The 23,058-nt window shown below is 56.6% G+C and carries 24 protein-coding genes and 2 pseudogenes; 16 read left to right on the forward strand and 10 right to left on the reverse strand.

What is annotated here, in order from left to right:
- Positions 1-5: 5 nt before the first annotated feature.
- The 9 genes from AACY31_RS01295 to queC all read left to right on the forward strand — a co-directional run bounded on the left by AACY31_RS01295 (position 6) and on the right by queC (position 7,999).
- Complete coding sequence (locus AACY31_RS01295) at positions 6-1,265, forward strand: NAD(P)/FAD-dependent oxidoreductase (protein WP_339483110.1); 1,260 nt, start codon at positions 6-8, stop codon at positions 1,263-1,265.
- Positions 1,262-1,990 (forward strand): class I SAM-dependent methyltransferase, encoded by a 729-nt coding sequence (locus AACY31_RS01300; protein WP_339483109.1) that lies wholly within the window; start codon positions 1,262-1,264, stop codon positions 1,988-1,990. Before AACY31_RS01295 ends, AACY31_RS01300 begins: the two co-directional genes overlap by 4 nt.
- Positions 1,987-2,466, forward strand: coding sequence for a DUF3261 domain-containing protein (locus AACY31_RS01305; protein ID WP_339483108.1), 480 nt, complete (start codon positions 1,987-1,989; stop codon positions 2,464-2,466). Before AACY31_RS01300 ends, AACY31_RS01305 begins: the two co-directional genes overlap by 4 nt.
- Positions 2,463-3,659: a beta-ketoacyl-[acyl-carrier-protein] synthase family protein gene (locus tag AACY31_RS01310; RefSeq protein ID WP_339483107.1), complete on the forward strand. Its 1,197-nt coding sequence runs from the start codon at positions 2,463-2,465 to the stop codon at positions 3,657-3,659. Before AACY31_RS01305 ends, AACY31_RS01310 begins: the two co-directional genes overlap by 4 nt.
- Positions 3,656-4,123, forward strand: coding sequence for a hotdog family protein (locus AACY31_RS01315; protein ID WP_339483105.1), 468 nt, complete (start codon positions 3,656-3,658; stop codon positions 4,121-4,123). The genes AACY31_RS01310 and AACY31_RS01315 overlap by 4 nt, the downstream gene beginning before the upstream one ends.
- Complete coding sequence (gene fabG, locus AACY31_RS01320; protein WP_014336201.1) at positions 4,120-4,848, forward strand: 3-oxoacyl-ACP reductase FabG; 729 nt, start codon at positions 4,120-4,122, stop codon at positions 4,846-4,848. The genes AACY31_RS01315 and fabG overlap by 4 nt, the downstream gene beginning before the upstream one ends.
- A complete protein-coding gene (locus tag AACY31_RS01325; protein ID WP_339483103.1) occupies positions 4,848-6,074 on the forward strand; it encodes a beta-ketoacyl-ACP synthase in 1,227 nt (408 codons plus the stop codon). Before fabG ends, AACY31_RS01325 begins: the two co-directional genes overlap by 1 nt.
- Before the next feature lie 42 nt (positions 6,075-6,116).
- Entirely contained in the window at positions 6,117-6,563 is a 447-nt protein-coding gene (locus AACY31_RS01330) for an excinuclease (protein ID WP_339483102.1), read from the forward strand.
- Between the two features lie 740 nt (positions 6,564-7,303).
- Complete coding sequence (queC, locus tag AACY31_RS01335; protein WP_339483650.1) at positions 7,304-7,999, forward strand: 7-cyano-7-deazaguanine synthase QueC; 696 nt, start codon at positions 7,304-7,306, stop codon at positions 7,997-7,999.
- Positions 8,000-8,040: 41 nt separating this feature from the next.
- On the opposite strand, the gene AACY31_RS01340 is transcribed toward queC, so the two are convergent.
- Positions 8,041-8,919: a queuosine precursor transporter gene (locus AACY31_RS01340; RefSeq protein ID WP_339483652.1), complete on the reverse strand. Its 879-nt coding sequence runs from the start codon at positions 8,917-8,919 to the stop codon at positions 8,041-8,043.
- The gene (locus AACY31_RS01345) at positions 8,909-9,508 is read right to left on the reverse strand and encodes a helix-turn-helix transcriptional regulator (protein WP_339503706.1); all 600 of its coding nucleotides are present in this window, start codon (positions 9,506-9,508) and stop codon (positions 8,909-8,911) included. Before AACY31_RS01345 ends, AACY31_RS01340 begins: the two co-directional genes overlap by 11 nt.
- A 391-nt stretch (positions 9,509-9,899) precedes the next feature.
- Here AACY31_RS01345 and AACY31_RS01350 point away from each other — a divergent pair.
- The 5 genes and pseudogenes from AACY31_RS01350 to AACY31_RS01370 all read left to right on the forward strand — a co-directional run.
- Positions 9,900-10,123 (forward strand): annotated as a pseudogene (locus AACY31_RS01350) (DUF6124 family protein); the annotation flags it as partial.
- Positions 10,124-10,260: 137 nt separating this feature from the next.
- Positions 10,261-10,508 (forward strand): annotated as a pseudogene (locus AACY31_RS01355) (hypothetical protein).
- 589 nt (positions 10,509-11,097) lie between these two features.
- Positions 11,098-12,072, forward strand: coding sequence for a TauD/TfdA family dioxygenase (locus AACY31_RS01360; RefSeq protein WP_339483655.1), 975 nt, complete (start codon positions 11,098-11,100; stop codon positions 12,070-12,072).
- A 10-nt stretch (positions 12,073-12,082) separates the two neighbouring features.
- A complete protein-coding gene (locus AACY31_RS01365) occupies positions 12,083-12,628 on the forward strand; it encodes a glutamate racemase (RefSeq protein ID WP_339503708.1) in 546 nt (181 codons plus the stop codon).
- Positions 12,629-13,109: 481 nt separating this feature from the next.
- On the forward strand, positions 13,110-14,324 hold the full coding sequence (locus AACY31_RS01370; protein WP_339483658.1) for an MFS transporter: 1,215 nt from the start codon (positions 13,110-13,112) through the stop codon (positions 14,322-14,324).
- Between the two features lie 198 nt (positions 14,325-14,522).
- On the opposite strand, the gene AACY31_RS01375 is transcribed toward AACY31_RS01370, so the two are convergent.
- Entirely contained in the window at positions 14,523-15,044 is a 522-nt protein-coding gene (locus AACY31_RS01375) for a hypothetical protein (RefSeq protein WP_339480994.1), read from the reverse strand.
- A gap of 382 nt (positions 15,045-15,426) precedes the next feature.
- Here AACY31_RS01375 and AACY31_RS01380 point away from each other — a divergent pair, with 382 nt between their 5' ends.
- The gene (locus tag AACY31_RS01380; protein ID WP_235862359.1) at positions 15,427-16,413 is read left to right on the forward strand and encodes an alpha/beta fold hydrolase; all 987 of its coding nucleotides are present in this window, start codon (positions 15,427-15,429) and stop codon (positions 16,411-16,413) included.
- A 287-nt stretch (positions 16,414-16,700) separates the two neighbouring features.
- Here the strand turns inward: AACY31_RS01380 and AACY31_RS01385 are convergent, their stop codons facing one another.
- A complete protein-coding gene (locus AACY31_RS01385) occupies positions 16,701-17,600 on the reverse strand; it encodes a LysR family transcriptional regulator (RefSeq protein ID WP_339480998.1) in 900 nt (299 codons plus the stop codon).
- Between the two features lie 119 nt (positions 17,601-17,719).
- On the opposite strand from AACY31_RS01385, the gene AACY31_RS01390 reads away from it, so the two are divergent.
- Complete coding sequence (locus tag AACY31_RS01390; RefSeq protein WP_445261510.1) at positions 17,720-18,997, forward strand: MFS transporter; 1,278 nt, start codon at positions 17,720-17,722, stop codon at positions 18,995-18,997.
- Between the two features lie 281 nt (positions 18,998-19,278).
- On the opposite strand, the gene gspM is transcribed toward AACY31_RS01390, so the two are convergent.
- From gspM to gspH, 6 genes are read right to left on the reverse strand one after another with little or no spacing between them, the layout of a single operon-like run.
- Positions 19,279-19,734, reverse strand: a complete 456-nt coding sequence (gene gspM, locus AACY31_RS01395) for a type II secretion system protein GspM (RefSeq protein ID WP_339480999.1) — start codon at positions 19,732-19,734, stop codon at positions 19,279-19,281.
- Entirely contained in the window at positions 19,734-20,837 is a 1,104-nt protein-coding gene (gene gspL, locus AACY31_RS01400; RefSeq protein ID WP_339481000.1) for a type II secretion system protein GspL, read from the reverse strand. The genes gspM and gspL overlap by 1 nt, the downstream gene beginning before the upstream one ends.
- Positions 20,837-21,682: a type II secretion system protein GspK gene (locus AACY31_RS01405; RefSeq protein ID WP_339481001.1), complete on the reverse strand. Its 846-nt coding sequence runs from the start codon at positions 21,680-21,682 to the stop codon at positions 20,837-20,839. Before AACY31_RS01405 ends, gspL begins: the two co-directional genes overlap by 1 nt.
- Positions 21,679-22,218, reverse strand: coding sequence for a type II secretion system protein GspJ (locus AACY31_RS01410; RefSeq protein WP_339503711.1), 540 nt, complete (start codon positions 22,216-22,218; stop codon positions 21,679-21,681). Before AACY31_RS01410 ends, AACY31_RS01405 begins: the two co-directional genes overlap by 4 nt.
- Positions 22,211-22,597 (reverse strand): type II secretion system minor pseudopilin GspI, encoded by a 387-nt coding sequence (gene gspI, locus AACY31_RS01415; RefSeq protein ID WP_339481003.1) that lies wholly within the window; start codon positions 22,595-22,597, stop codon positions 22,211-22,213. Before gspI ends, AACY31_RS01410 begins: the two co-directional genes overlap by 8 nt.
- The gene (gene gspH / locus AACY31_RS01420) at positions 22,590-23,057 is read right to left on the reverse strand and encodes a type II secretion system minor pseudopilin GspH (protein ID WP_339503713.1); all 468 of its coding nucleotides are present in this window, start codon (positions 23,055-23,057) and stop codon (positions 22,590-22,592) included. Before gspH ends, gspI begins: the two co-directional genes overlap by 8 nt.
- Position 23,058: the final 1 nt, after the last annotated feature.

The raw sequence follows: 23,058 nt of genomic DNA on the forward strand, positions 1-23,058 counted from the left end.
TTCCAATGCCTGTTACTGAAACGGAATATCGCCAGGTCGTCATCATCGGCGCAGGCCCTTCCGGCGCCATCGCCGCCGCGCTGCTCAAGCGCAAGGGCCACGATGTGCTGGTCATCGAGCGCCAGCATTTCCCCCGGTTCTCCATCGGTGAGAGCCTGTTGTCCCATTGCCTGGATTTCGTCGAAGAGGCCGGCATGCTCGACGCGGTCAATGCCGCCGGCTTCCAGCGCAAGAACGGCGCCGCGTTTGCCTGGGGCGAGCGCTACAGCGCCTTCGATTTCGGCGATACCTTCAGCAACGGCAAGCCCACGACCTTCCAGGTGCAACGCGCCGACTTCGACAAGTTGCTGGCCGACCAGGCCGCCCTGCAAGGCGTGGAGATCCGCTACGGCCAAGCGATCAGCCGCGCCGACTTCAGCCACGCCAAGCCACAACTGGGCGTGCAGCGCGAAGATGGCAGCGAGTACTGTGTCGAGGCCGACTTCGTGCTCGATGCCAGCGGCTATGGCCGAGTCTTGCCGCGCCTGCTGGACCTTGAGGCCCCGTCGAATTTCCCCGTGCGCCAGGCCGTGTTCACGCATATCGAAGATCGCATCGACACCCCGGCTTTTGATCGGGACAAGATCCTCATCACCACCCACCCGAGCAAACGCGACGTGTGGTTCTGGACCATTCCGTTCAGCGACGGGCGCTGCTCGGTGGGTGTGGTTGCAGCGGCGGAACATTTCGCCGGCCGCACCGACGACCTCGATGCCTGCCTGCGCGGTTTCATCGATGAAACCCCAAGCCTGGCCGGCGTGCTGCAGAACGCCGTGTGGGACACCCCGGCGCGGACCATCGGCGGCTACTCGGCCAACGTCAAGACGCTGCACGGCCCTGGCTTCGCCCTGCTGGGCAACGCAGCAGAATTCCTCGACCCGGTGTTCTCCTCCGGCGTGACCATTGCCATGCGTTCGGCGAGCATGGCCGCCGAGGTGCTGCATCGTCAGTTGCAAGGTGAACCCGTGGATTGGCAAAGCGAGTTTGCCGAGCCACTCAAGCGCGGCGTCGACACCTTCCGCTGCTACGTCGAGGGCTGGTACGCCGGCACCTTCCAGGACGTGATTTTCTACACCGAAGGTTCGGCCGATATCCGTCGCATGATCAGCTCGATCCTGGCCGGCTACGCCTGGGATCAACGCAATCCGTTTGTCAGCGAACCCAAGCGGCGCCTGCGCATGCTTTCGGAAATCTGCGCGAGCCCGGCGCCGAGTCTGCAACCATGAGCTACCTGAGCGACAACTACGTCGAAGAAACCCGCTTCGGTTTCTGGTTCCTGCGCAGCCACACCTGGCAGCACCATGTATTGCGCGTGGCGATCAACGACCTGCGCAGCCTGTTCAGCACCCCGTTGCCGGCCAACCCGGTGCTGCTGGACGCCGGTTGCGGCCAGGGCAAATCATTCCAGTACCTGCGTCAGGTGTTCGCGCCACACCGCCTGATCGGCGTGGATGCCGACCCCCACAGTCTGGACCTGAGCCGGGAGGAAGCCGCGCGCCAGGGCATGAGCGTAGAACTGATCGGCAGCGACTGCGCGACATTGGCGGTACCCGATGCCAGCGTCGACCTGTTGTTCTGCCACCAGACGTTCCATCACCTGGTGGAACAGGAAAACGCCCTCGCCGAGTTCTACCGCGTGCTCAAGCCCGGCGGCTATTTGATGTTCGCCGAATCCACCGAAGCCTACATCGATACCTGGGTGATTCGCTGGCTGTTCCGCCATCCCATGCACGTGCAGAAAAGTGCCGCACAGTACCTGGAGATGATCCGCGAACAGGGTTTCCAGTTCGAAGCCCGCAACGTGTCGTACCCGTACCTGTGGTGGAGCCGTGCCAAGGATTTCGGCCTGCTGGAGCGCTTCGGCCTGCGTCGCCCAAGACCCTTTGGCGAGCGTGAGGAAACCCTGGTCAACGTGGTCGCCCGCAAACCTCTCGAAGGGGCCGCCGGATGATCCGTGGCCTGCTGATCGCCTGTCTGCTGCTCAGCGCCTGCGCCAGCCAGGCGCCGCTGCCCGCTCGCACGCCGACCCTGGCCTTGCCGATGCAACTGCACATCGAGAGGACAATGGCCGGCCAACGCCAGGACTGGCTGCTGGTGATCCAGCGCGAAGACGCCGGCATCCGTTGGTCGATGATGGACCCACTGGGCATTCCCGTGGCCCGCCAGCGCCTGGTCGCTGGCCAGTGGCAAGCCGACGGTCTGCTGCCGCCCAATGCCGAGGCCCGGGAGTTGTTCGCCGCGCTATTGTTCGCCCTGACCCCCGAAGCCGAACTGCCCGACAACTACCCGGCCGCCCGGCAACAGGCGTCGCAACGGACCCTCGATAGTCGCTGGCAGGTGCGCTACACGCAGCCGCTGGATTTTGAAATGAGCCTGCCCCAAGGCCCCCGCTACCGCATCACACCGTTGCCCGAGAACGCCCCATGACCGCCTATTTGAATGCCCTCGGGGTGATCTGCGCCCTGGGCCGCGACAAGCACACCGTTGCGCGCAACCTGTTTGCTGGCGACTGCTCGGGCGTGTGTATCGAGGACGACTGGGTGGCCGAACGTGCGTTGCCAGTCGCCGCGGTGCCGGGTGAACTCGCCCCCATTCCCCCAACCCTGCTGGCGCACCGCACTCGCAATAATCAACTGCTGCTGGAAGCCGGATTGCAGATTCGCGCCGAGATCGACCAGGCCATCCAGGCCTACGGTCGCACCCGCATCGGCATCGTGTTGGGCACCAGCACTTCGGGGATCGATGAGGCCAGCCAGGGCATTGCCCATTACCTGCGCGAGCAACACTTCCCCGACGGCTACGACTACCAGCAACAGGAGCTCAGCGCGCCGGCCAACTTTCTTTCCGACTGGCTCGGCCTGAGCGGCCCGTCTTACGTGATTTCCACGGCCTGCACTTCCAGTGCCCGCGCCTTGATGAGCGCCCGGCGCCTGCTCGACCTGGGCCTGTGCGATGTCGTGCTGTGCGGTGGCGTGGACAGTCTGTGCAAACTGACCCTCAACGGTTTTTCCGCGCTGGAAGCGATGTCGAATGAACGCTGCAATCCGTTTTCGGTGAACCGCAGCGGCATCAACATTGGCGAAGCAGCCGTGCTGTTCCTCATGAGCAAGACGCCAGGCGACGGGACACCGATTGCCTTGCTCGGCGACGGCGCCAGTTCCGATGCCCACCATATTTCCGCACCTGAACCCAGCGGTCGCGGCGCCCGCCAGGCCATGGAAAAAGCCCTGCGTTGCGCCGGCCTCGAGGCCAGCCAGATCGACTACCTGAACCTGCACGGCACCGCCACGCAACACAACGACGCCATGGAAAGCCAGGCGGTGGCCGGGCTGTTTCCGGCGGGCGTGCCCTGCTCGTCCACCAAGCCCATGACCGGCCATACCCTCGGCGCGGCCGGGGCACTGGAAGCGGCGTTCTGCTGGCTGGCCCTGAGCACAGAGAACACCGCCCTGGCCCTGCCGCCGCATATCTGGGACGGCCAGGCCGATCCGGCCCTGCCGGCGCTGGACTGGGTCACCGCCGGCACCCACCTGACCCCGGCCACCCCGCGCCGCCTGATGAGCAATTCATTTGCGTTCGGCGGCAACAACGTCAGCCTGATTATCGGAGACGCCCCATGATTGACTGGCCGCTCGCCGAACTGCTGCCCCATGCCGGCGACATGATCCTCATCGACCGGATCCTGTCGTTCGATGACGAACAGATCCATACCCACACCACCGTCAAGCCTGGCGGTTTGTTCAACCGCGACGACGGTGCGTTGCCGGCCTGGGTCGGCATCGAGCTGATGGCCCAGAGTGTCGCGGCGTTTGCCGGTTGCCATGCACGCCAACGGGGTGAAGCCGTGGCGCTGGGCTTTTTGCTCGGCACCCGCAAGTTCGAATGCAACGTCGAGTGTTTTCCCGCAGGCGTCGAGCTGACCATCCACGGCGTGCGCTCCCTGGAAGACGACAACGGCATGGGCGTGTTCGAATGCCACATCCACGCCCCAGGCATCCACGCCACGGCCCGGCTCAACGTATTCCGTCCGCCCCAGGCCGCCCATTACCTTCATGAACCGTCCGCAACAGGAAACCCGTCATGACTGAATCCGTACTGGTCACCGGCTCCAGCCGTGGCATCGGCCGCGCCATCGCCCTGCGCCTGGCCCAGGCCGGGCACGACATCGTGCTGCACTGCCGCAGCGGCCGCGCCGAGGCCGAGACGGTCCAGGCCCAAATCCAGGCCCTGGGCCGCAACGCCCGGGTGCTGCAATTCGACGTGGCCGACCGTGCCGCGTGCAAGGCCATTCTCGAAGCCGACGTCGAAACCCACGGCGCCTACTACGGCGTCGTGCTCAATGCCGGCCTGACCCGCGATGGTGCCTTCCCGGCCCTGAGCGAGGACGACTGGGATGTGGTGATGCGCACCAACCTCGACGGTTTCTACAACGTGCTGCACCCGGTGATGATGCCGATGATCCGTCGGCGCGCCGCCGGGCGGATCGTCTGCATCACCTCGGTTTCCGGGCTGATCGGCAATCGCGGCCAGGTCAACTACAGCGCCTCGAAGGCCGGGTTGATCGGTGCGGCCAAGGCGTTGGCAATCGAGCTGGGCAAGCGCAAGATCACCGTCAATTGCGTCGCGCCCGGCCTGATCGACACCGCTATGCTCGATGAAAACGTCCCCGTGGAAGAACTGATGAAAATGATCCCCGCCCAGCGCATGGGCACTGCGGAAGAAGTGGCAGGTGCGGTGAATTTCCTGATGTCCGCCGAAGCCGGCTACATCACCCGGCAGGTCCTGGCCGTCAACGGAGGCTTGTGCTGATGAAGCGCGTTGTCGTCACCGGCATGGCCGGTATCACCTCCATAGGCAGCGACTGGGAGACCATCGCCGCCAACTTCGCCGCCAACCGCAGCGGCATCCGACGCATGGATGAGTGGGACCGTTTCACCGAACTGAACACCCGCCTGGCCGGCCCCATCGACGACTTCCAGGTCCCGGCCCACTGGACCCGCAAGCAACTGCGCAGCATGGGCCGCGTTTCGCGCCTGGCGGTGGGCGCGGCGGAACAGGCCCTGGCCGACGCTGGCCTGCTGGGCGACGCGTCGATCAAGGACGGGCGCATGGGCGTGTCCTGCGGTTCGTCCACCGGCAGCACCGACGAGATCAAGGCCTTTGGCAACATGCTGCTCAACAGCGTGGCCGAAGGGCTGAACGCCAACTCCTATGTGCGGATGATGCCCCACACCACGGCGGCCAACATCAGCATCTTCTTCGGCCTGACCGGACGCCTGATTCCCACCTCCAGCGCCTGCACCAGCGGCAGCCATGGCATCGGCTATGCCTACGAGGCGATCAAGTTCGGACGCCTGCCGTTGATGCTCGCCGGTGGCGCTGAAGAACTGTGCCCGACCGAAGCGATGGTCTTCGATGCGCTCTACGCCACCAGCCTGAAAAACGATGCGCCGCAAACCAGCCCGCGCCCCTACGACAAGGACCGCGACGGTTTGGTGATCGGTGAAGGCGCCGGCATGCTCGTGCTTGAAGAACTGGAACACGCCCTGGCCCGTGGCGCACGGATTCATGCCGAGGTCGTCGGCTTTGGCAGCAACGCCGACGGCCAGCACGCCACCCGTCCCGAACTGAGCACGATGCGCCGGGCCATGGAACTGGCCCTGGAAGATGCCGGCCTCGAGCCCTCGGCCATCGGCTACGTCAACGGCCACGGCACCGCCACCGAACAGGGCGACATTGCCGAAACCCTGGCCACCAGCAGCCTGTTTGGCGAGCGCATGCCCATCAGCTCGCAGAAGAGCTTCCTCGGCCACACTCTGGGTGCCTGTGGGGCGCTGGAGTCCTGGTTCAGCATCGAAATGATGAACCGCGACCTCTACGTACACACCTTCAACCTCGATGAGGTTGATCCCCAATGTGGCAAGCTCGATTACCTGCGCAACGAGTTCAGGTCGATGAGCCACGAATACGTGATGAACAACAACTTCGCCTTTGGTGGGGTCAACACCTCGCTGATTTTCCGCCGCTGGCACTGAATCGGATTCAAAACCCTGTTGCCCCTCGTCAAGGAGACCATGATGTCGTTGAAGAAAATCACCGTGACCGCCGCCCTGTTGCTCAGCACCCTGCCAAGCCTCAGCCAGGCCCGTGATACCGCGCTGTTCCTGCCCTTCGACAAAGTCGTGGCCGAAGCCATCCGCACCGGCAAGATCGACGGCAGCGTGAAATTCTACCTGGCCGGCAACAAACCGGCCGGCAACGTCACCGTGATCAGCCCTGGCGCGGTGACCAACAAGAAAACCAACGCCTTCAACAAATCCGATGAAGTCGCCTGCGAATGGGTCCTGCAATCGGCCCTGATCAGCCTGCACCAAGCGGCCAAGAACGCCGGCGCCAATGCCGTCACCAACATCGTCAGCTTCTACAAGCGCAACGAACGCAAGGACTCCACCACCTACGAATGCCACGCCGGCGCGATCATGGCGGGTGTTGCGTTGAAAGGGGATTTGGCGAAGGTGCAATAAAAAAAGCGCTTTTGCAACGTCGGAGCGAGCCTGCTCGCGAAAGCGGTGGGTCAGTACCGGCGATGTTGGCTGTACAGCCATTATCGCGAGCAAACTCAGCTCCCACAGGGTCCGTTGGCTCACCCAAATATTGCCGACACCCCAGATCCGCTGTGGGAGTGAGCTTGCTCGCGAAAGCGGTGGGTCAGCACCGGTGATGTTGGCTGTACAGCCATCATCGCGAGCAAGCTCAGCTCCCACAGGGTTCATTGGCACACCCAAACATTGCCGACACCCCAGATCCACTGTGGGAGCGAGCCTGCTCGCGAAAGCGGCAGGTCAGTACCGGTGATGTTGGCTGTACAGCCATCATCGCGAGCAAGCTCAGCTCCCACAGGGTTCATTGGCACACCCAAACATTGCCGACACCCCAGATCCACTGTGGGAGCGAGCCTGCTCGCGAAAGCGGCGGGTCAGTACCGGTGATGTTGGCTGTACAGCCATCATCGCGAGCAAGCTCAGCTCCCACAGGGTCTAGCCCTGACACCGCCCTCGTGGCGAGGGAGCTTGCTCCCGCTGGGCTGCGCAGCAGCCCCAAACAACCGCAAGAAATCAAATACCGCAAACGCCTCCCGGAACGCCAAAAAGCAAAACTCGGAAAATGGAGCACCACATTTCCGAAACTTCCCACACCAACCCCCTTGAACTTCGCGCTACGGTCACATCCCAACCAATAGCCGGGAATTCCAAGGATGAAGGAAATGACCAAGAAAGCCGTGATCGTTTTCAGCGGCGGCCAGGACTCCACCACCTGCCTGATCCATGCATTACCGAAGTACGACGAAATCCACTGCATCACTTTTGATTATGGGCAACGTCATCGAGCAGAAATCGAAGTGGCGAAAGACCTCGCCCGGCGCTTTGGCGTTGCAGCCCATAAGGTACTGGACACAACCTTATTGAACGAGCTGGCTGTCAGTAGCTTGACCCGCGATAAGATTCCTGTCCCGTCGGCGAACAGCGCCAAAAATGGCCTACCCAATACATTCGTGCCGGGTCGCAATATTTTGTTTTTGACGTTGGCGTCTATTTACGCTTATCAGGTGGGGGCTGAAGCGGTCATCACCGGCGTGTGCGAAACGGATTTTTCGGGGTATCCAGACTGTCGGGATAGTTTCATCAAAGCCATGAACACCGCCATTGAGTCTGGCATGGATTACAAACTACGCATTGAGACGCCGCTGATGTGGCTGAATAAAGCCGAGACGTGGGCGCTAGCGGATTACCATAATCAACTGGAATTGATCATGAACTGCACCCTGACTTGTTATAACGGAATAGTGGGGAATGGATGTGGGGACTGTGATGCATGCAGTCTTCGCGCAAAAGGGTTGAATGAGTTCTTGGGAAATCGCGAAAAAACCACAGACAAATTTAAAAACAAGCTAGCGTTATAAACCTAAAAAGGCCAGCGGCCATCTACCGATAGCCGCTCTGCTCAGGCAGGTTGAGCGCCGACAACGTATTTCTTGAATAGCGATCTTGCTGCATAAGCGGGGAAAATATTAAAAATAGCAAAACACATTTTTATAGCTATTTGCACATAGACTATCTTCAGTATTTCGTCATTCGCCAACGCTCCATAAAATGCGATGAAGCAAAAAAGAAAGCTGTCTATAATGACCGCAAAGCAAGTGCTAAGCAACACTCGCAAAAATAGATATCTTGAGCTGGTCAACTCCTTTATCTTACTCAACAAATATGAATTGATATATTCAGAAAACAAAAATGATACAGATGAAGCAACCAGCGCCGACAGTACATGATCTATAACTTGCTCATAGGGGGCCTCAAGGTGCCAATCTGTCAAACCCGGAAGCCAGTTAGTAAAACCCAGCAATACTAGAATGAAGGCGTTGCTAGCGAAAGCAAAGTATATAGCTTTCCTGGCGAGCCTGAGCCCATAAGACTCATTTAATATATCGACCACGAGAAATGTCAACGGATAGAGAAACACTCCAGGAGTTACTACTACATCCAAAGCCTCTATATACACCAGCTTTGCCGCCGCAACATTGGTAAAAACATATAACGCAAACAGCACTAGGTTCAGAACAACATATGTCATCCATGAACGCTCGTGACGATCATTAACGTCATACACCGTCAACGTATTCTCTCCAGAGTAAAATTTTCTATAAACCTCCTTCACTTCCACCTTACTTAAATCATCTACAATTTCACTTTTCAACAAATCAGCCAGTTTTACCTTCACAACTCTGCCAGTCGAAACGACCATTATGACAGCAAGATTTTTACTTTTTTCGAAGCCCAGCAACTTATATTTGCCATTTTCGACTTCTTTGTTATAGACCATTAAACCGTTCCTCGATTATGCTCCCAACAATCAAGTCAGCATCACTTTCACGGTAGTTCTCCCTAACCACAAAGAGCCTTTTTGCCTCCTTGTTATAAACCAAAGTCTCCCCTTCGCCATTCAGCTCTCCCTTCTTTACTATCAGTAGATCGCCTAAGTCGTACATCCCGTCGATATCTGTTTCAAGTCGCACACCAATCAAATTGCTAGCAGTACCAAAGTAATAGGTCAAAGGGCAAATGGTGACCAACTCGCCAATTCTTTTGTTCATATACTGCACCAACTGATTTTGTTTAATCACAGGAACCGCCGCCGGGTTCATATTTCCATATAAAGAAACAGTACTTTCTATTACCTCCCTCCCTTCCAAATCAATGGTTTCGATTTCTTTGTAAGATACACCAAAGAAGTCGGAAATTTTACGAATGGTAGATTGCTGCACATTAACAACACGCCCCTCTAAAATGTTATATATAGTGGTCCGGGTCAAACCACTAGCATTACACAAAGAAATCCGCGTCTCACCACGACTTCTCATGAGGTATCTAATATTATTCTTTAAGTTTTCTGTCTTGTCTCTTTTGTACATATACATCACCACGCTGAAATCGCAATAAACCACATCCCCAACCAAGTCCCAGGGAGCAACCACAAGGGAACCGACATACTACACAGCTTGACTTTCCAAAAAAACAAACAGAGCTAGAAACATGGCATAACCCTCGCAACGATTACTTACAAGAACAAAAAAAGAAAATTCCTACAGTCATACCAAAAACTTTCCTACTGAAATATCAACAATTTCAAAACAGCCACCCCGCAAGAATCATTTATTTACACAGATGTTCAATATTTTGATTAATAAAATAGAATTTTCTGGTAATAAATAGACCGTACCGTCGTTCTCAACGTATGGCTTTCACCCACCTTGTGTGACGTATGGGATTGGCGACTTCTTAAAATCTTGCAAGGAGCTGCAAATGAAAAAGGTTACCTCGGACACCCTGCCCTTCGAAGACGCTGCTACCGAATACCTCATACCCAGCAATCGACACAGTCAGGAGCAGCCTGGACCCGTCAGTCCCGTATTCACAATCCTTCCCAACGTCGACACCCAATCCCTGCTCTGCCACGCCAGCGAAACCCTCGCCTCGCTGAACGCGGCCTTGCTGGCGAGCTGCAAGGCGCACACCGCAGCATGGCAATGGCCCTGCAACAACTGACAGAGCTGGGCGAGTTGCTGGTCAATCGTGCTTTGGAGAACCTGGAGCCACCCGTAGGCTTGCAGGACGCTTCGTTAAACACTCAACTTAACTCTCTTGAACCCACGGAGGTTTTGCCATGGAAAGATACAGGCCTGTCACCGGCATCGACTGCACCATCGCCTCGTTATGATCGACACCGAAGCGCCCCTGGATGTCTTGCATGAAACCGCGATTGATCGCATACGCGCCGCCACTCAACTCCTTGAAAACCTAGCGTTCGAAGAGGGTGCCTACAGTGAATTGGCTCGCGTGCTGGTGATCTCTTTGCGTGAGGGCTGCGATTTGCTGCATGTCGTCGGCCGACGCTTGCAGATGCAAGCTTGAACTCAAAAAAGAGAAGGGCTCCTATAGACGCCTCGGCCATTGTTCATGTAACTGAGCGTAAGAATCAGTGAAGTTGTTGGCCCCCTTCAAAAATCTGAATCGCCAGCGCTCACGTGTCGGACGACGAAACATTTGGCGCCAAGAAACAAACATGGCATACAGCTTAACGAAAATCCAAAACCTTTCCTGACTTGCTAAATATGTAGGCTGCGTCCGCATCCCTCTCAAACTACAAACATTTTTTCTGAGCCTAAACACGTCTTGTGACATAAGGTATTTCGGCGCTGGGTTAAGGGCTCGTTTTCTCCATATGGAGCACTTTTAATCTGCGATAAAAACCATCAACTCTTCACACGACTGCGAAGTTATATTTTCTCTTACGATAATGCCGGAAACATCCTACGCAGAACAAAGTTGACTGCCTCCCTCCGAAATCACTACATTAACTAACCCAGAGAAGACGCTACGACCAACCACACCACATGGAAATAATGTTCGACACTTACCAAAATAGCTAAAAATCAACAAATCAGATGTTGCGACCACCTAATACAGACATGTAATTTATTTTATATAAAGGTGTATCTTCATGACCACAAAAATAATAAACCTAGAGCTCCTCACCCAAGAAAAACACCAGATTCGTGGCTTGCTTGATGAGATCATTCAAAACCCTACCATGACTAATCAATATAGCTTTATGGAGAAAGCTACCTTGTATGCTCAGGAACTGCCACGAAGGATTCGCGAAGAGTTTTATAACTTCAAGCGGAATGAAGACGCTGCGGCAATTTTGGTCTCCGGCAATCCAGTACTGACTAACGGCGCAGGGTCAACCCCCTCCAGGTACATTGAGCTAGATGAAGACTACAGCTTGAATGATGCAAAAATTTTACATGGAATATATGGTTCATTACTCGGTGAGGGGATAGGTTTTACCTCACAGCGCGACGGCAGCCTTTACAATAATATTATCCCACTTAAAGAATATAGAACAACCTCCAATTCGAGCAGCGGTTCCATTCTAGATTTCGGGTTTCATGTAGAGGACGCTTTCCATCCTGCGCGCGCTGAGTACTTAGGACTCGTTTGCATGCGTAACGACGAACGTGTTGCGACCGTTATTTCATGCATCGACGAAATAGTACTCAACGCCGAAGAAAAGCAGATACTATTCGAACCAAGATTCAAAATCTCTCACAACCCCATCCATGACACCTCTGACATAGTAGAAGAAACCTCCCAAGCGATACTATTCGGTCATAAAAACGCACCATACGTTAGGGTCAATGCTGCTGCCTTAGATTTAAATGAATATGAGGGTATCGAACGTCAAGCTTTAGAAAAACTGCTGAACCATTTTGCAGAGAATCGTATTGCGGTCACACTCAAAGCAACGGATTGTTTCTTCGTTGATAACTACCGCTGCGTGCACGCCAGAGACTCCTTCCAAGCAAATTACGGCGATGGCGCTCGCTGGCTCGCGAGAGTAGTTTTCGCTTCTAGCCTGAAGAAGTCTCGCGAGATGCGAAGCTCCATAAATACTCGCGCCATCAATGCATAAAGAGGACTCCATGGACGCTGGCATGCCACCATTCGACACCTCCCCCATATTTTGGCTAAGCAGTGAAGATATATTTGATGGTACGCAACTGTTAAGTTCCAACAATCCAATTGTGGTATTCGATTCAGGTGTAGGCGGTTTAACAGTAACACGACAGTTAGAAAATCTGATCCCAAACGCGAACCTACTATATGTGGCAGATAACGAATGGTTTCCTTATGGGAATAAACCTGGTTTTGCAATTGCCCAACGGGTTCACAAATTGCTTGATCTACTCTGTGTACAAGTGACCCCATTAGCCATTGTTGTGGCGTGTAATACCGCCTCAATGGCCTTGCTAGAGCATGGGTTTGACAAGCTTAGGCACAACTATTTCTTAATCTACCCCCCCATAGTCGATGCGATTGATACATCAGAGAACAAAAATATTGTTGTGCTTGCAACCCCTAGCACAATGAAAAGCAAACACGTTATTAAAAACATAGAAAAAACTAAACTTCGCGCAAAAATATGGCCGATAGCAACACAGGCGCTGGTAGCACTCTCAGAGTGCTAGATTAAAAGGGGAAGACATGAGTCTAGCTAGCTTCGCCGAACAGGTCGATAGTTATCTTACAGAAGAGCAGCGACTATCAATTGATACAGTTGTTCTAGGCTGCACTCATTTCCCACACTTAATCGAAGACTTACAAATAATTTTCCCAAATGCTCACAACTGGACTGACCCCGCCAAAAAACTTGCCACGCAAGTACTTTCTCTAACGAAAGGAATTATCGCCACAGATATGCCATTTAAGACTGTTCTATTCACAAGCAAGCGAGGCGCAGACAAATACCTACCAACGTTTACAAGAAATGGGTTCGGAACGATAGAACCCGCTAGCACCGGCGCCATTTTATAATTGAAACAGCCAACCAAGCATTTGTACTTTTGAAGGTGCGCGCCCCCTATACTAATTGGATCGCGCACATTCAATTTAATGCACCACAACTATAGCCTATTTTGCTGGGGCAATGATACATAGGAAGTCCGAGACATGAAAACACGAACTACACAGTATCGATGGGTCATCCTGGCAGTAGCCACTTTTGCCCAAGCCTGTGCCTGCTTCTTTGTGCAAGGGTTTGGCTCCATTGCGCTAAATATTCAAGCTGAAATGGCCCTTAGCAACTGGCAGATAGGGATATTAGTTTCAGCAGCACAGCTGATCCCGCTTATAGGCCTTTTAGTCGCCGGCGAGCTATTGGATAGATACAGTGAGCGGTTTGTTGTAGGTATTGGAACAATGATTGTTGGGGCCGCACTGTTCGGAGCAGCATTGGCCGACTCATACATTGAACTATTGATATTTCTGACACTACTGGGCCTTGGATACAGCACTGCCCAGCCAGGAGGAAGCAAATCAGTATCTAATTGGTTTGCAGGTAGTCAGTTGGGTTTCGCCATGGGCATTCGACAAGCTGGATTACCACTTGGCGGCGCAATGGCGGCACTACTGCTTCCGTTCATAGCCTTCCATTACTCGACTCAGGCGGCCTTCTTCGCGGGCGGTGTAGTTGCAATGTTTGGGGCAATTCTATTCATGCTGCTATACACGTCCCCAGAAGGACAAGCTTCCCCTTCAAAAAAACAAATTAACTTACGATCGGCAATTTCATCACGATTACTGATGGCGACGGATCCCTCCATGAGGAACATCATGTTGTCGGGCGCAAGCCTTACCGCATCTCAGTACGCCATTTCAGTCTTTTTAGTATTGTATCTTCACACTTCACTCGGCCTCGACAGCTTTGTTGCGACAATCATGTTCTTCGTGGTACTAGGAGCAGGTATCGTGGGAAGAATTGTACTTGCTACTTGGAGTGACCGCTGCAAGGCTGGGAGATACTACCCTGTATTAACTTGTCTGGGAGCGGTCAGTTTGATTCTAATTCTGCTACCATTTTTGAGAACCCAGAATCTGATCATCTTGAGTTCGCTCATGTCCCTAACAGGATTTTTTGCATACGGGTGGTATGGTCCATGGGTGGCATATGTTGCCGAGACCGCTCCAGTTGACCGCAAGGGCTTCGCACTGGGGATGGCCATGACGGCCAATCAGATCTCCGTCGTATTGGTACCACCAATCATTGGTCTTTCGAGAGACAGCCTTGGAACTTATGCCTATGGCTGGGCGGCATTGGCCTTACTCTCTGCAGTTGTGTTATTTACAACCGGAACGAGAAACAGAAAAAGTATTGCTAATTTATAAGAAAAGGAAGATCTGAATTACCGTAACTGCTCCATAAATTGGCCAGATATGAATTGCTTTACCCAAGGCGTTTTGAGCAGACAGTTACGACCTGACAAATGAAGAAGGCGCCTTACGGCGCCCTTCAAAAGCTCGGTTCTTAATTCATGCCTTTCTCTGATTATTTTCCCCACCTCAATTGATAAATTACAGGTTTACCTAGTGGAGATAATGAACCTCCGCCAGCCTGAGAGCAGGCAAAAAATCCTCCGCCATCGGCACCCCCTCCCGCACGATAATCATGAAACGCCTCTGAAGCGTATTAATGATCTCATCGCCATTGCTCAGGCGACTGCCCACCAATGCAATGTTGCTATTGTTTTTCCCAGCGCCAGTGATGATCCGTGCCGTGCTGCCATCGGCATACACCACCTCATCGCCTTTCTGCGCGGCGCGTACTTTCCAGCCGTTATCCAAGGTGAACGTCAACGACGATGACACTTGCTGGATCGTCCCGCCGTTACGCGTCTGGCTGCCCTCGGTGGCCACTCGATAAATAGCGATGGGCGGATGAGCTTCGACGAAGGCTTTTTGTCGACTCATGAATGCCGCGACGTCTTCGCCGTAACCCTCCAGTTGCCGGGGCTCCAAGTAAAAGTCATCCAGATGACGAAGAGCTTCATGGGAGATTTCGTTGGTGTAGGGGGCATCTAAAGATGAGTGCATTTCCAGGGATCTCATTCATGGGCTTCAGGCTGCATCCCTTGCACTGGGAAGGAGCGCTGAGCCGGCGGCTTCGCAATGATGAATAAGACGTTGTAGCGCCGGTGAGTCGCAACCCCTGCGGAGTGGCCTATGCAACGAATCGGAAGCGTCGTAACTAGAAATGCGCGTTTTCCTACAGTCGAAGGGTATTTGACACAACTTTTCGTCCCGCCCCTGCCCTGCTGATACCAATCGAAGCAACGCTCTTTGCCGCTTGTCGGAACTGTCAACTCTGACAGTTTCGATGGGCTTCGCAATCGCTTCAGGCTTCTAGCCGTTATCCAGGTCAACGCTCGATAAAACTGTTCGACCTTATGAGCTGCAACTCGCATCTCAAGAAAATCAAGCTGGTCCAAACATGGATAAAAAATTGATGAGCACAATAGCCTGGTCGGGCCGCACAGCCATATCTCGCAAACACCCCGCCACATCACCTTCTACGGAACAAGACAGCGTCGTTGTCGACGGCGCGACATTTACACATGCCTATGCATGCGTGAACGGTATTCGCCTTCACTACCTTATGGGCGGTGATGGTGAGCGCCCAATTTTGCTGGTGCATGGGTTTCCGGGCAGTTGGCGTAGTTGGGAGCCGTTGATGGGCGCATTGGTGCGTGCCGGCTATACACCCATCGTTCCTGATTACCGCGGCGCTGGCGAAACGGATATTGCAGTCGGTGGCTACGACAAAAAAAGCATGGCCCATGATCTGCACGAACTGGTCACCCTCTTGAACATCAAGCAGGTCGATATCATTGGCCATGACATCGGCTTGATCATTGCCTACGCCTACGCGGCACTTTATCCGGATGAAACCAAACACATCGTATTGATGGATGGATTCATTCCAGGCATCCCCGGGTGGGAAACCGCTTATAACGGAAACCCTGCTGTGGGCACTACCAGCAAATGGCATTTTCGCTTCTTTGGCAAAACGGCCATTGGCATGATCAAAGGGCATGAAAAAACCTACCTGGATATGTTTTTTGATGACTTTGTATTCGAGGGCAACGACAAAGTGCCAGATATGGTGCGACAGGCATTGATAGAAGACTACTCTCGACCCGATCGCATGGAAGCGGCATTCAAGCTTTATGCAGCCTGGGTAGAAAATGACGCGAATGACAACCTGGAGTTTGCCAAGAATAAACTGACTATTCCGCTGCTCACCATCGGCGGGGACCATTCGAGAGGAAAAAACCTGGCCGAACAGGCTCTGCACATCGCAACGCAACCGCATTCATTGATATTGATCAATACCGGCCATTGGGTGCTTGAGGAACAAACTCAGGCTACCCGCGATGCAATCCTGGCATTTCTGACGATAAAAAATGTCGGGCAATAGGCCATCATAAGATCTGATGGTGGGGTATGAACGAAGAAGGACGCCTCCTTTGGGCTAATGCCTATCAGTTAGGCGCAAACGGCATAAGTCCTGTGGGAGCAAAGCTTGCTCGCGATAGCGGTGGAGCAGCTTGCATCAGCGCTGGATGTGCCGCCGCCTCGCGAGCAAGCTTTGCTCCCACAGGTTTGCTGCTTAACTGACTGACCTTACCCCTTTGGGCGCCCTTCTTAATCGAGTCGGCTGGTCGCTTTTCATGTTGCCCTCCTTCTTCGGTGGTCCTGGGAAGCTCAGGCAACGCATTGATCACCATCGGTCAACAACGCCACAAACGCCTTCGCCATCGGCGAACGCTGATCCTTGCGCTGGACCAGCCACACCGCCGACACCGCCGCCGGATCGAGCAGCGGTCGATAGACCACCCCATCGATACGCATCCGCTGGTAAGACGCCGGCAATACCGAGACACCCAGCCCCGCCGCGACCAAGCCGATGATGGTCATGGCCTCGCCGGCTTCCTGGGCGAAATGCGGGCTGAAGTCGGCGTCGCGGGCCAGGTTCAGGAGTTGGGCATAGAGGCCGCTGCCGTAGCTGCGGGGGAAGAACACGAAGGGTTCCAGGGCCAAGGCCGAAAGGAACAGACCGTCTTCATTGCCCTGGGCCAGGGGATGCTTGGCGCTGAGCACGGCTACCAGCGGTTCGCGGCTGAGTTCGATTTCCGTCAAGGAGTCGGGCAACGGCAACGGTCGCATGATGCCCACCTCGATCTCTTCGTCCACCAACGCGTCGGCCACTTGGGTACTGCTCATTTCCCGCAGGTTCAGGTGCACGGACGGGAAGCGTTGCCGGAATGAAAAAATCGCCTGGGGAATGGTGGAGTTGAAAGGTGCCGAGGAGGTGAAGCCGATTTTCAGCTCGCCCAATTCCCCCAGTTGGGCGCGGCGGGCGACGTCGGCGGCCTTGTCGACCTGGACCAATATCCGTCGCGCTTCTTCAAGGAACAACCTTCCGGCCTCGCTCAATTCGACCCGACGATTGGTGCGCTCGAACAGCCGCGCACCAATCTCCTGCTCCAGTGCCTGGATCTGCTGGCTCAAGGGCGGTTGGGAGATCCCCAGGGCCAGCGCGGCGCGGCCGAAATGCAGTTCTTCGGCAACGGCGATGAAGTAACGCAAATGACGCAGTTCCATGGGCCACCCAATAGGTCGTTAAACGTCTTAAACAGGTCGAACAATATATTGGATAGAAACATTAGCCGGCTATATGCTTTTTCCATTGCCTGCCTGATCGTGCCCTTGCGAGGTCCACCGTGAAAACTGCTGTCGCTCCACTGGCCCATGAAATCCCACCGCGAGTGCAAGGTGACGTCGTCGCCGAACTCAAGGAGATCTACATCGAGAAAGGCACGCCAATGTTCATGCGCACGGTGCTGGCGCTGTTCAGTGGTGGCTTTGCGACCTTTGCCCTGCTGTATTGCGTGCAACCGATGATGCCGCTGTTATCCAAGGAGTTTTCCATCAACGCGGCGCAGAGCAGCCTGATCCTCTCGGTGGCGACCGGCCTGCTCGCCATCGGCCTGTTGATCACCGGCCCGCTTTCCGACCGTATCGGGCGCAAGCCGGTGATGGTCGCGGCGCTGTTCGCCGCCTCGGCGTGTACGATTGCCAGCGCCATGATGCCGACCTGGCAGGGTGTATTGCTGCTGCGTGCCTTGGTGGGGCTGTCGTTGAGCGGGTTGGCAGCGGTCGCGATGACGTACTTGAGCGAAGAAATCCATCCCAGGCACATCGGCCTGGCGATGGGTCTGTATATCGCCGGCAACGCCATCGGCGGCATGTGCGGACGCCTGATCACCGGCGTCTTGATCGACTTTGTCAGTTGGCACACCGCGATGCTGGTCATTGGTGGCTTGGCGCTGATCGCGGCGGCGGTGTTCTGGAGAATCCTGCCCGAGTCACGCAACTTCCGTCCCCGTTCGCTACACCCACGCAGTCTGCTGGACGGCTTCACCCTGCACTTTCGCGACGCCGGCTTGCCGCTGCTGTTTCTCGAAGCTTTCGTGCTGATGGGTGCATTCGTGACGCTGTTCAACTACATCGGCTACCGCCTGTTGGCCGAGCCTTATCATCTGGATCAGGCCTTTGTCGGGTTGTTGTCGGTGGTGTACCTGTCCGGTATCTACAGCTCGGCAAAAATCGGCGCATTGGCGGACAAACTCGGCCGGCGCAAAATGCTCTGGGCGACCATCGCACTGATGCTGGCCGGTCTTGCGCTGACCATGACAACCCCGCTGTGGCTGGTAGTGCTGGGTATGCTGGTGTTCACTTTCGGTTTCTTTGGCGCCCACTCGGTCGCCAGCAGCTGGATCGGCCGCCGCGCCCTCAAGGCCAAGGGCCAGGCTTCGTCACTTTATCTGTTCAGCTATTACGCCGGATCCAGCGTGGCGGGTACGGCGGGCGGCGTGGCCTGGCACCTGGGCGGGTGGAACGGTGTCGGCTTGTTCATCGGCGGTTTGCTGGTGGTCGCATTGTGCGTGGCGGTGAAGCTGGCGAAATTGCCATTGTTGCCGGGGAATGTGCAGGTTTAGGCCCTCAAGATTTCACGACCCAAACCAGGAACAGCGTGGACACTTTGTGGCGAGGGAGCTTGCTCCCGCTGGGTGGTGTAGGAGCTGTGTAGGAGCTGTGTAGGAGCTGTCGAGTGCAACGAGGTTGCGATCTTTCCCAGACACTTGAGTCTCAAGCGAAAGATCAAAAGATCAAAAAATCGCAGCCTTCGGCAGCTCCTACAGGGCGCAGCCGAGCGGGAGCAAGCTCCCTCGCCACAAGAGCTCATGCGCCTGGCCAAAATTGTTGTGTGCTCGGTCGATCATTGACGCAAAACCACCCGCGCACCCAGCAAACCATTCTCAGCTTCCAGGGTCAGCGACTGCAGCACCGCCCCATCGCGCTCTTGTTGATCCAACCAACGAAGCAACGAATTGGCCTCGCCACTGACGGCAAGCCGCAACGAATCGCCGTCGACCTCCATTTCCGCTATTTCCAGTCCCGCCGCGGTCGCCCCCTCGTTGACTCGCACTGACAGGGGCCCCGTGGCGGCAGTCGCATCCCGGGTGGGTTCGGCGCGCTGGATCCGGGCCATCAGCTCGGCCTGTTGACGGTGCTGGCGTTCGGCAAGCTCCAGTCGTTGCCGAGTCGGTTGCCAGATCGACGTGTAGGCCAGCGCCACCAGCACCAGCCCGACCAGCCCCAACAACAACCCTTGTTCACGGCGCGATGTTTCCCCCCAGGCCTGTTTCAAAGCCAGCCATCCCTTGACGTTCATCAACTGTTCTCCAGTGTGAGAATGGCCTGCACGCGATTGTTCTGTTTGCTCGCGCTGCCCAGGGTGACGGGCAATCCGTTCTGCTGCCCGCGTTCGCGCAGTTGTTCAAGTTCGACGAAGCTGTTGGCCGTCAGTTGGATCTTCCAACCCTCGCTTTCACGAAAATCGATGCGCTGCACCTCAACGTTGCTGGCGCCAATGACCTGCTCGGTCAAGCGGACCAGCCGCGCGACCTGGGTGTCCTGACTGTGTCCATGACGGCTCTGCAATGCCTGGAATTGCGCCGCCAGGTCGACGATCCGCTCCTGCCCGGGATACAACGACCTGAATCGCTGCTCGCTTTGGGCATACAGAAGCCGGGTTTCACTTTCAATAAAACGTAGGCGGGCGTCACTGAAAGCCCAGGTGAGCAACAAAGCGCCCAGCACAGCCGCCGAAGCGCCGCGCCATGGCAGCGGTTGGCGGCGCCGACGAAACGCGCCCTGCAACAAGTCGATGGGGTGTCCGCCAGCGCTCAACAGCCTCTCATCGACCCCCTGGCGATCACGTTCCTCATCCAGCCAGTGGATGTCTTCAGGCAGGCCTGGTTTGAGCGTTGCCAAGCCTCGGGCCGACAACGACATCCGCGCCGACAGCCCTGCGCCCAAGAGCCAACGCCCGAACCAGCGCACGCCAAACGCCTGGTCATCGGCAAGCAGATCGGCATCAACATGCACCGCACGCACTTCAATGCCTTGTGCCTCCAGCAACACCAGGAGCGCCTGGAACCGGGCCCGCTCCGTCACCATCATGGGATAGCGGTGCTGACGGTCGCGCGGGCCGATGCTGATGTGCAGCGCCTCCAGGTTTTCACTCAGTTGCTCTTCGATGGCGAATGCCAGGGCCTGGGGTTTGGGCTGGCGTCGAGAGGGCCATGGAGCGCTGCGCAACCAACTGCACATTTCCATCGGCAACAGCACATCGACGAGCCGTCCGTTCAACTCGCCGGCCGCCTCATGCAAAGTCAGGCGACGACGCTCGCCGGTTGGCGACCACACGCAGCACGGCCAATTGGCGCAAGCCGCGCCCAGGCCTTCGGCCGTCAGGTAAAGCCAGGTTTTCATCAGGGAAGCTCGCTGGTGCTCAAGGGTAGGAAACGACGCTGACGAACAGTCCAGCGCCCGCTAACGGAATCGCGCTCAACATCCGAGGCCAGGTGCAGACGGCTGCCGGTGTGGGTCACACTCACGGTGATCCGGAACCAGCGACTGCCCACCCCCAGACCGTGGCTGTTGAGGCCCAGCCCGGACAACACCGGGTCGTTGGTAAACGCCTGCACGCTGGCGTAGGGCGCGTGGCGCCGCTGGTTGACCAACGCGTTGGCCGGTCCGGCTTCCATGCCATCCAAGGTCATCAGCACGAGCTGCGCAGCGGTATTGATGTTCAGCCGCGCGTCTTTGGGCAGCAACACGACCCACGGTTCCAGGCGCCGCAGTGTCTGGCCGTCGATGCCCGGCAGCAGGCGCAGTTGACTCAACTCCTGCACCGGCCCGACCTGGGGCAAGGACAGCGCCGGTAAATCCAACAAGACGAGCAATCGGCTCCAACGGCCGAGGGTGACCTGATCGATTTGCCCCAGGGCCAGCAGCGCGTTGAGATTCAAGCGCCCGGACAAATCCTCGATATCGATGTGAAGCTTGGCGTCTTCCATTTCGAAGGCAGGCTCAAGCCGAGCCCAATCCTGGCCCAGGTCAACGGGCCCGGACGGCGTAATTGCGCTGCCTTCCAATACCGCCAGCGCCCAGGCTTCACCCGCCAGCCCCAATTGCCGTAACTGGACCTGCTGCAGCTGCTGCGCACTGCTGTGCAACAACAGGCGATGACTGCGCAACAGGCCACCGACCAGCAGCAAGGCCAGGCTCAACACCAGCAGCACGCTGATCAGCGCCACGCCGCGTTGTCGGATCATGGCAACGTCTCCGGCAACAGCAGCACCCGACGGACCTGTTCGAAACGCCCCACCGACACGATCAATTCCAACGCCAGCGGCGACGTGTCGCCCGCGGTTTCGCTGTGCCAACCCCGCTGTCGGTCGAACACACGCCAGCTCAGGCCGTGCACGTCGTCGAGCAGTTTCTGTTGCTGCACGAGGGGCCTGTCTTCGCCTTCGCCAACACTGTCGCGCCACAACGCTACGCCCTCGAGCCGATAGCGCACCGTCTGCCGTTCGCTGCGTGGCTGGTCCAGTGGATTTCGCCAATGGCTGCGCTGCAGTTGCAAACGCCCCGGCGCGAGTACGACCGAGCCGGCAACCACCTGCCACACATCCCGCTCGATCACGCCGACCGCACGCTGCAAGGCCCGGATGTCACGCTCATGCTGACCGGTCCCCTGCTGGGTGCGCACGACGCTGTCGAACAGCCGCCAACTGGCCAGGCCGAGCAAGGCAAAGATGGCAATGGCGATGACCAGCTCCAATAAGGTGAAGCCCGACTGTCTATTCATGACGGTTGCGGATCCACCCGGTGCTACGGTGCACGACGGTCGCGCTGCCGGCACGGCTGACCTGGATCTCGACCTGCAGCAGGCGCGCATCACCGGCCGGGGCGATACGTTGTTGCAAGACCCAGTCGCGGCGATCCAGGTGGCGGTTCAGGCGCTGTTGCTCCGATGGCGCAGCGGCTTGCAGGCGCAGTTCGCTCAACTGATTGTCCGCCAGCCAGGCGCCAAATAGACGGTCCTCGAGTCCCACGCTTTGCTTGAGCACGAACTGGCTGGCCGAGAGCACGGCCGCCGCCAGCGTCGCGAAAATCGCCAGGGCGATCACGACTTCCAACAGCGTGAAGCCCTGGCAACCGGCGGCCTGCCTGCGAGCCTTAGTCATCGATCAGTGGCTCCGCCAGACCATCGCTCGACACCCGGGAAATCGTCTGCCCGGCGACTTTGATGAGCAGCCTGAACGGGCTGATCTCGTCACTGCTGAGCATCAGCAACTGCGGTGGACCTTGAGCATCGTCAAGCATCAGAACATGCCCCTCCTGCTCGAGCCCGAGCGTCAGCCCTTCAGGCAATCGATGCGACGCCGACACCGCCTTCCAGCTCTGGACTTCGAGTCGCAATGCCTGATAACTACTAGGCTGCACGCGCACACCGTATTCCTGCCCGTCCAATACCGCCCGCTCGCGCAACTGCTGGACCACACGGACGAAGTCTTGGGCTTGCTGCCGGGCCTCACGCATCGGGCTCGAACCCGTGGCGAAGCTGACCATGCCCGCCAGGATCCCGATCAAGACGATGACGACCATCAGTTCCAGCAAGGTGAAGCCCTGGCAATGACGACCCATG

Origin of the sequence: Pseudomonas sp. RL_105y_Pfl2_101, assembly GCF_963970585.1 — a bacterium.
GTDB lineage: Bacteria > Pseudomonadota > Gammaproteobacteria > Pseudomonadales > Pseudomonadaceae > Aquipseudomonas.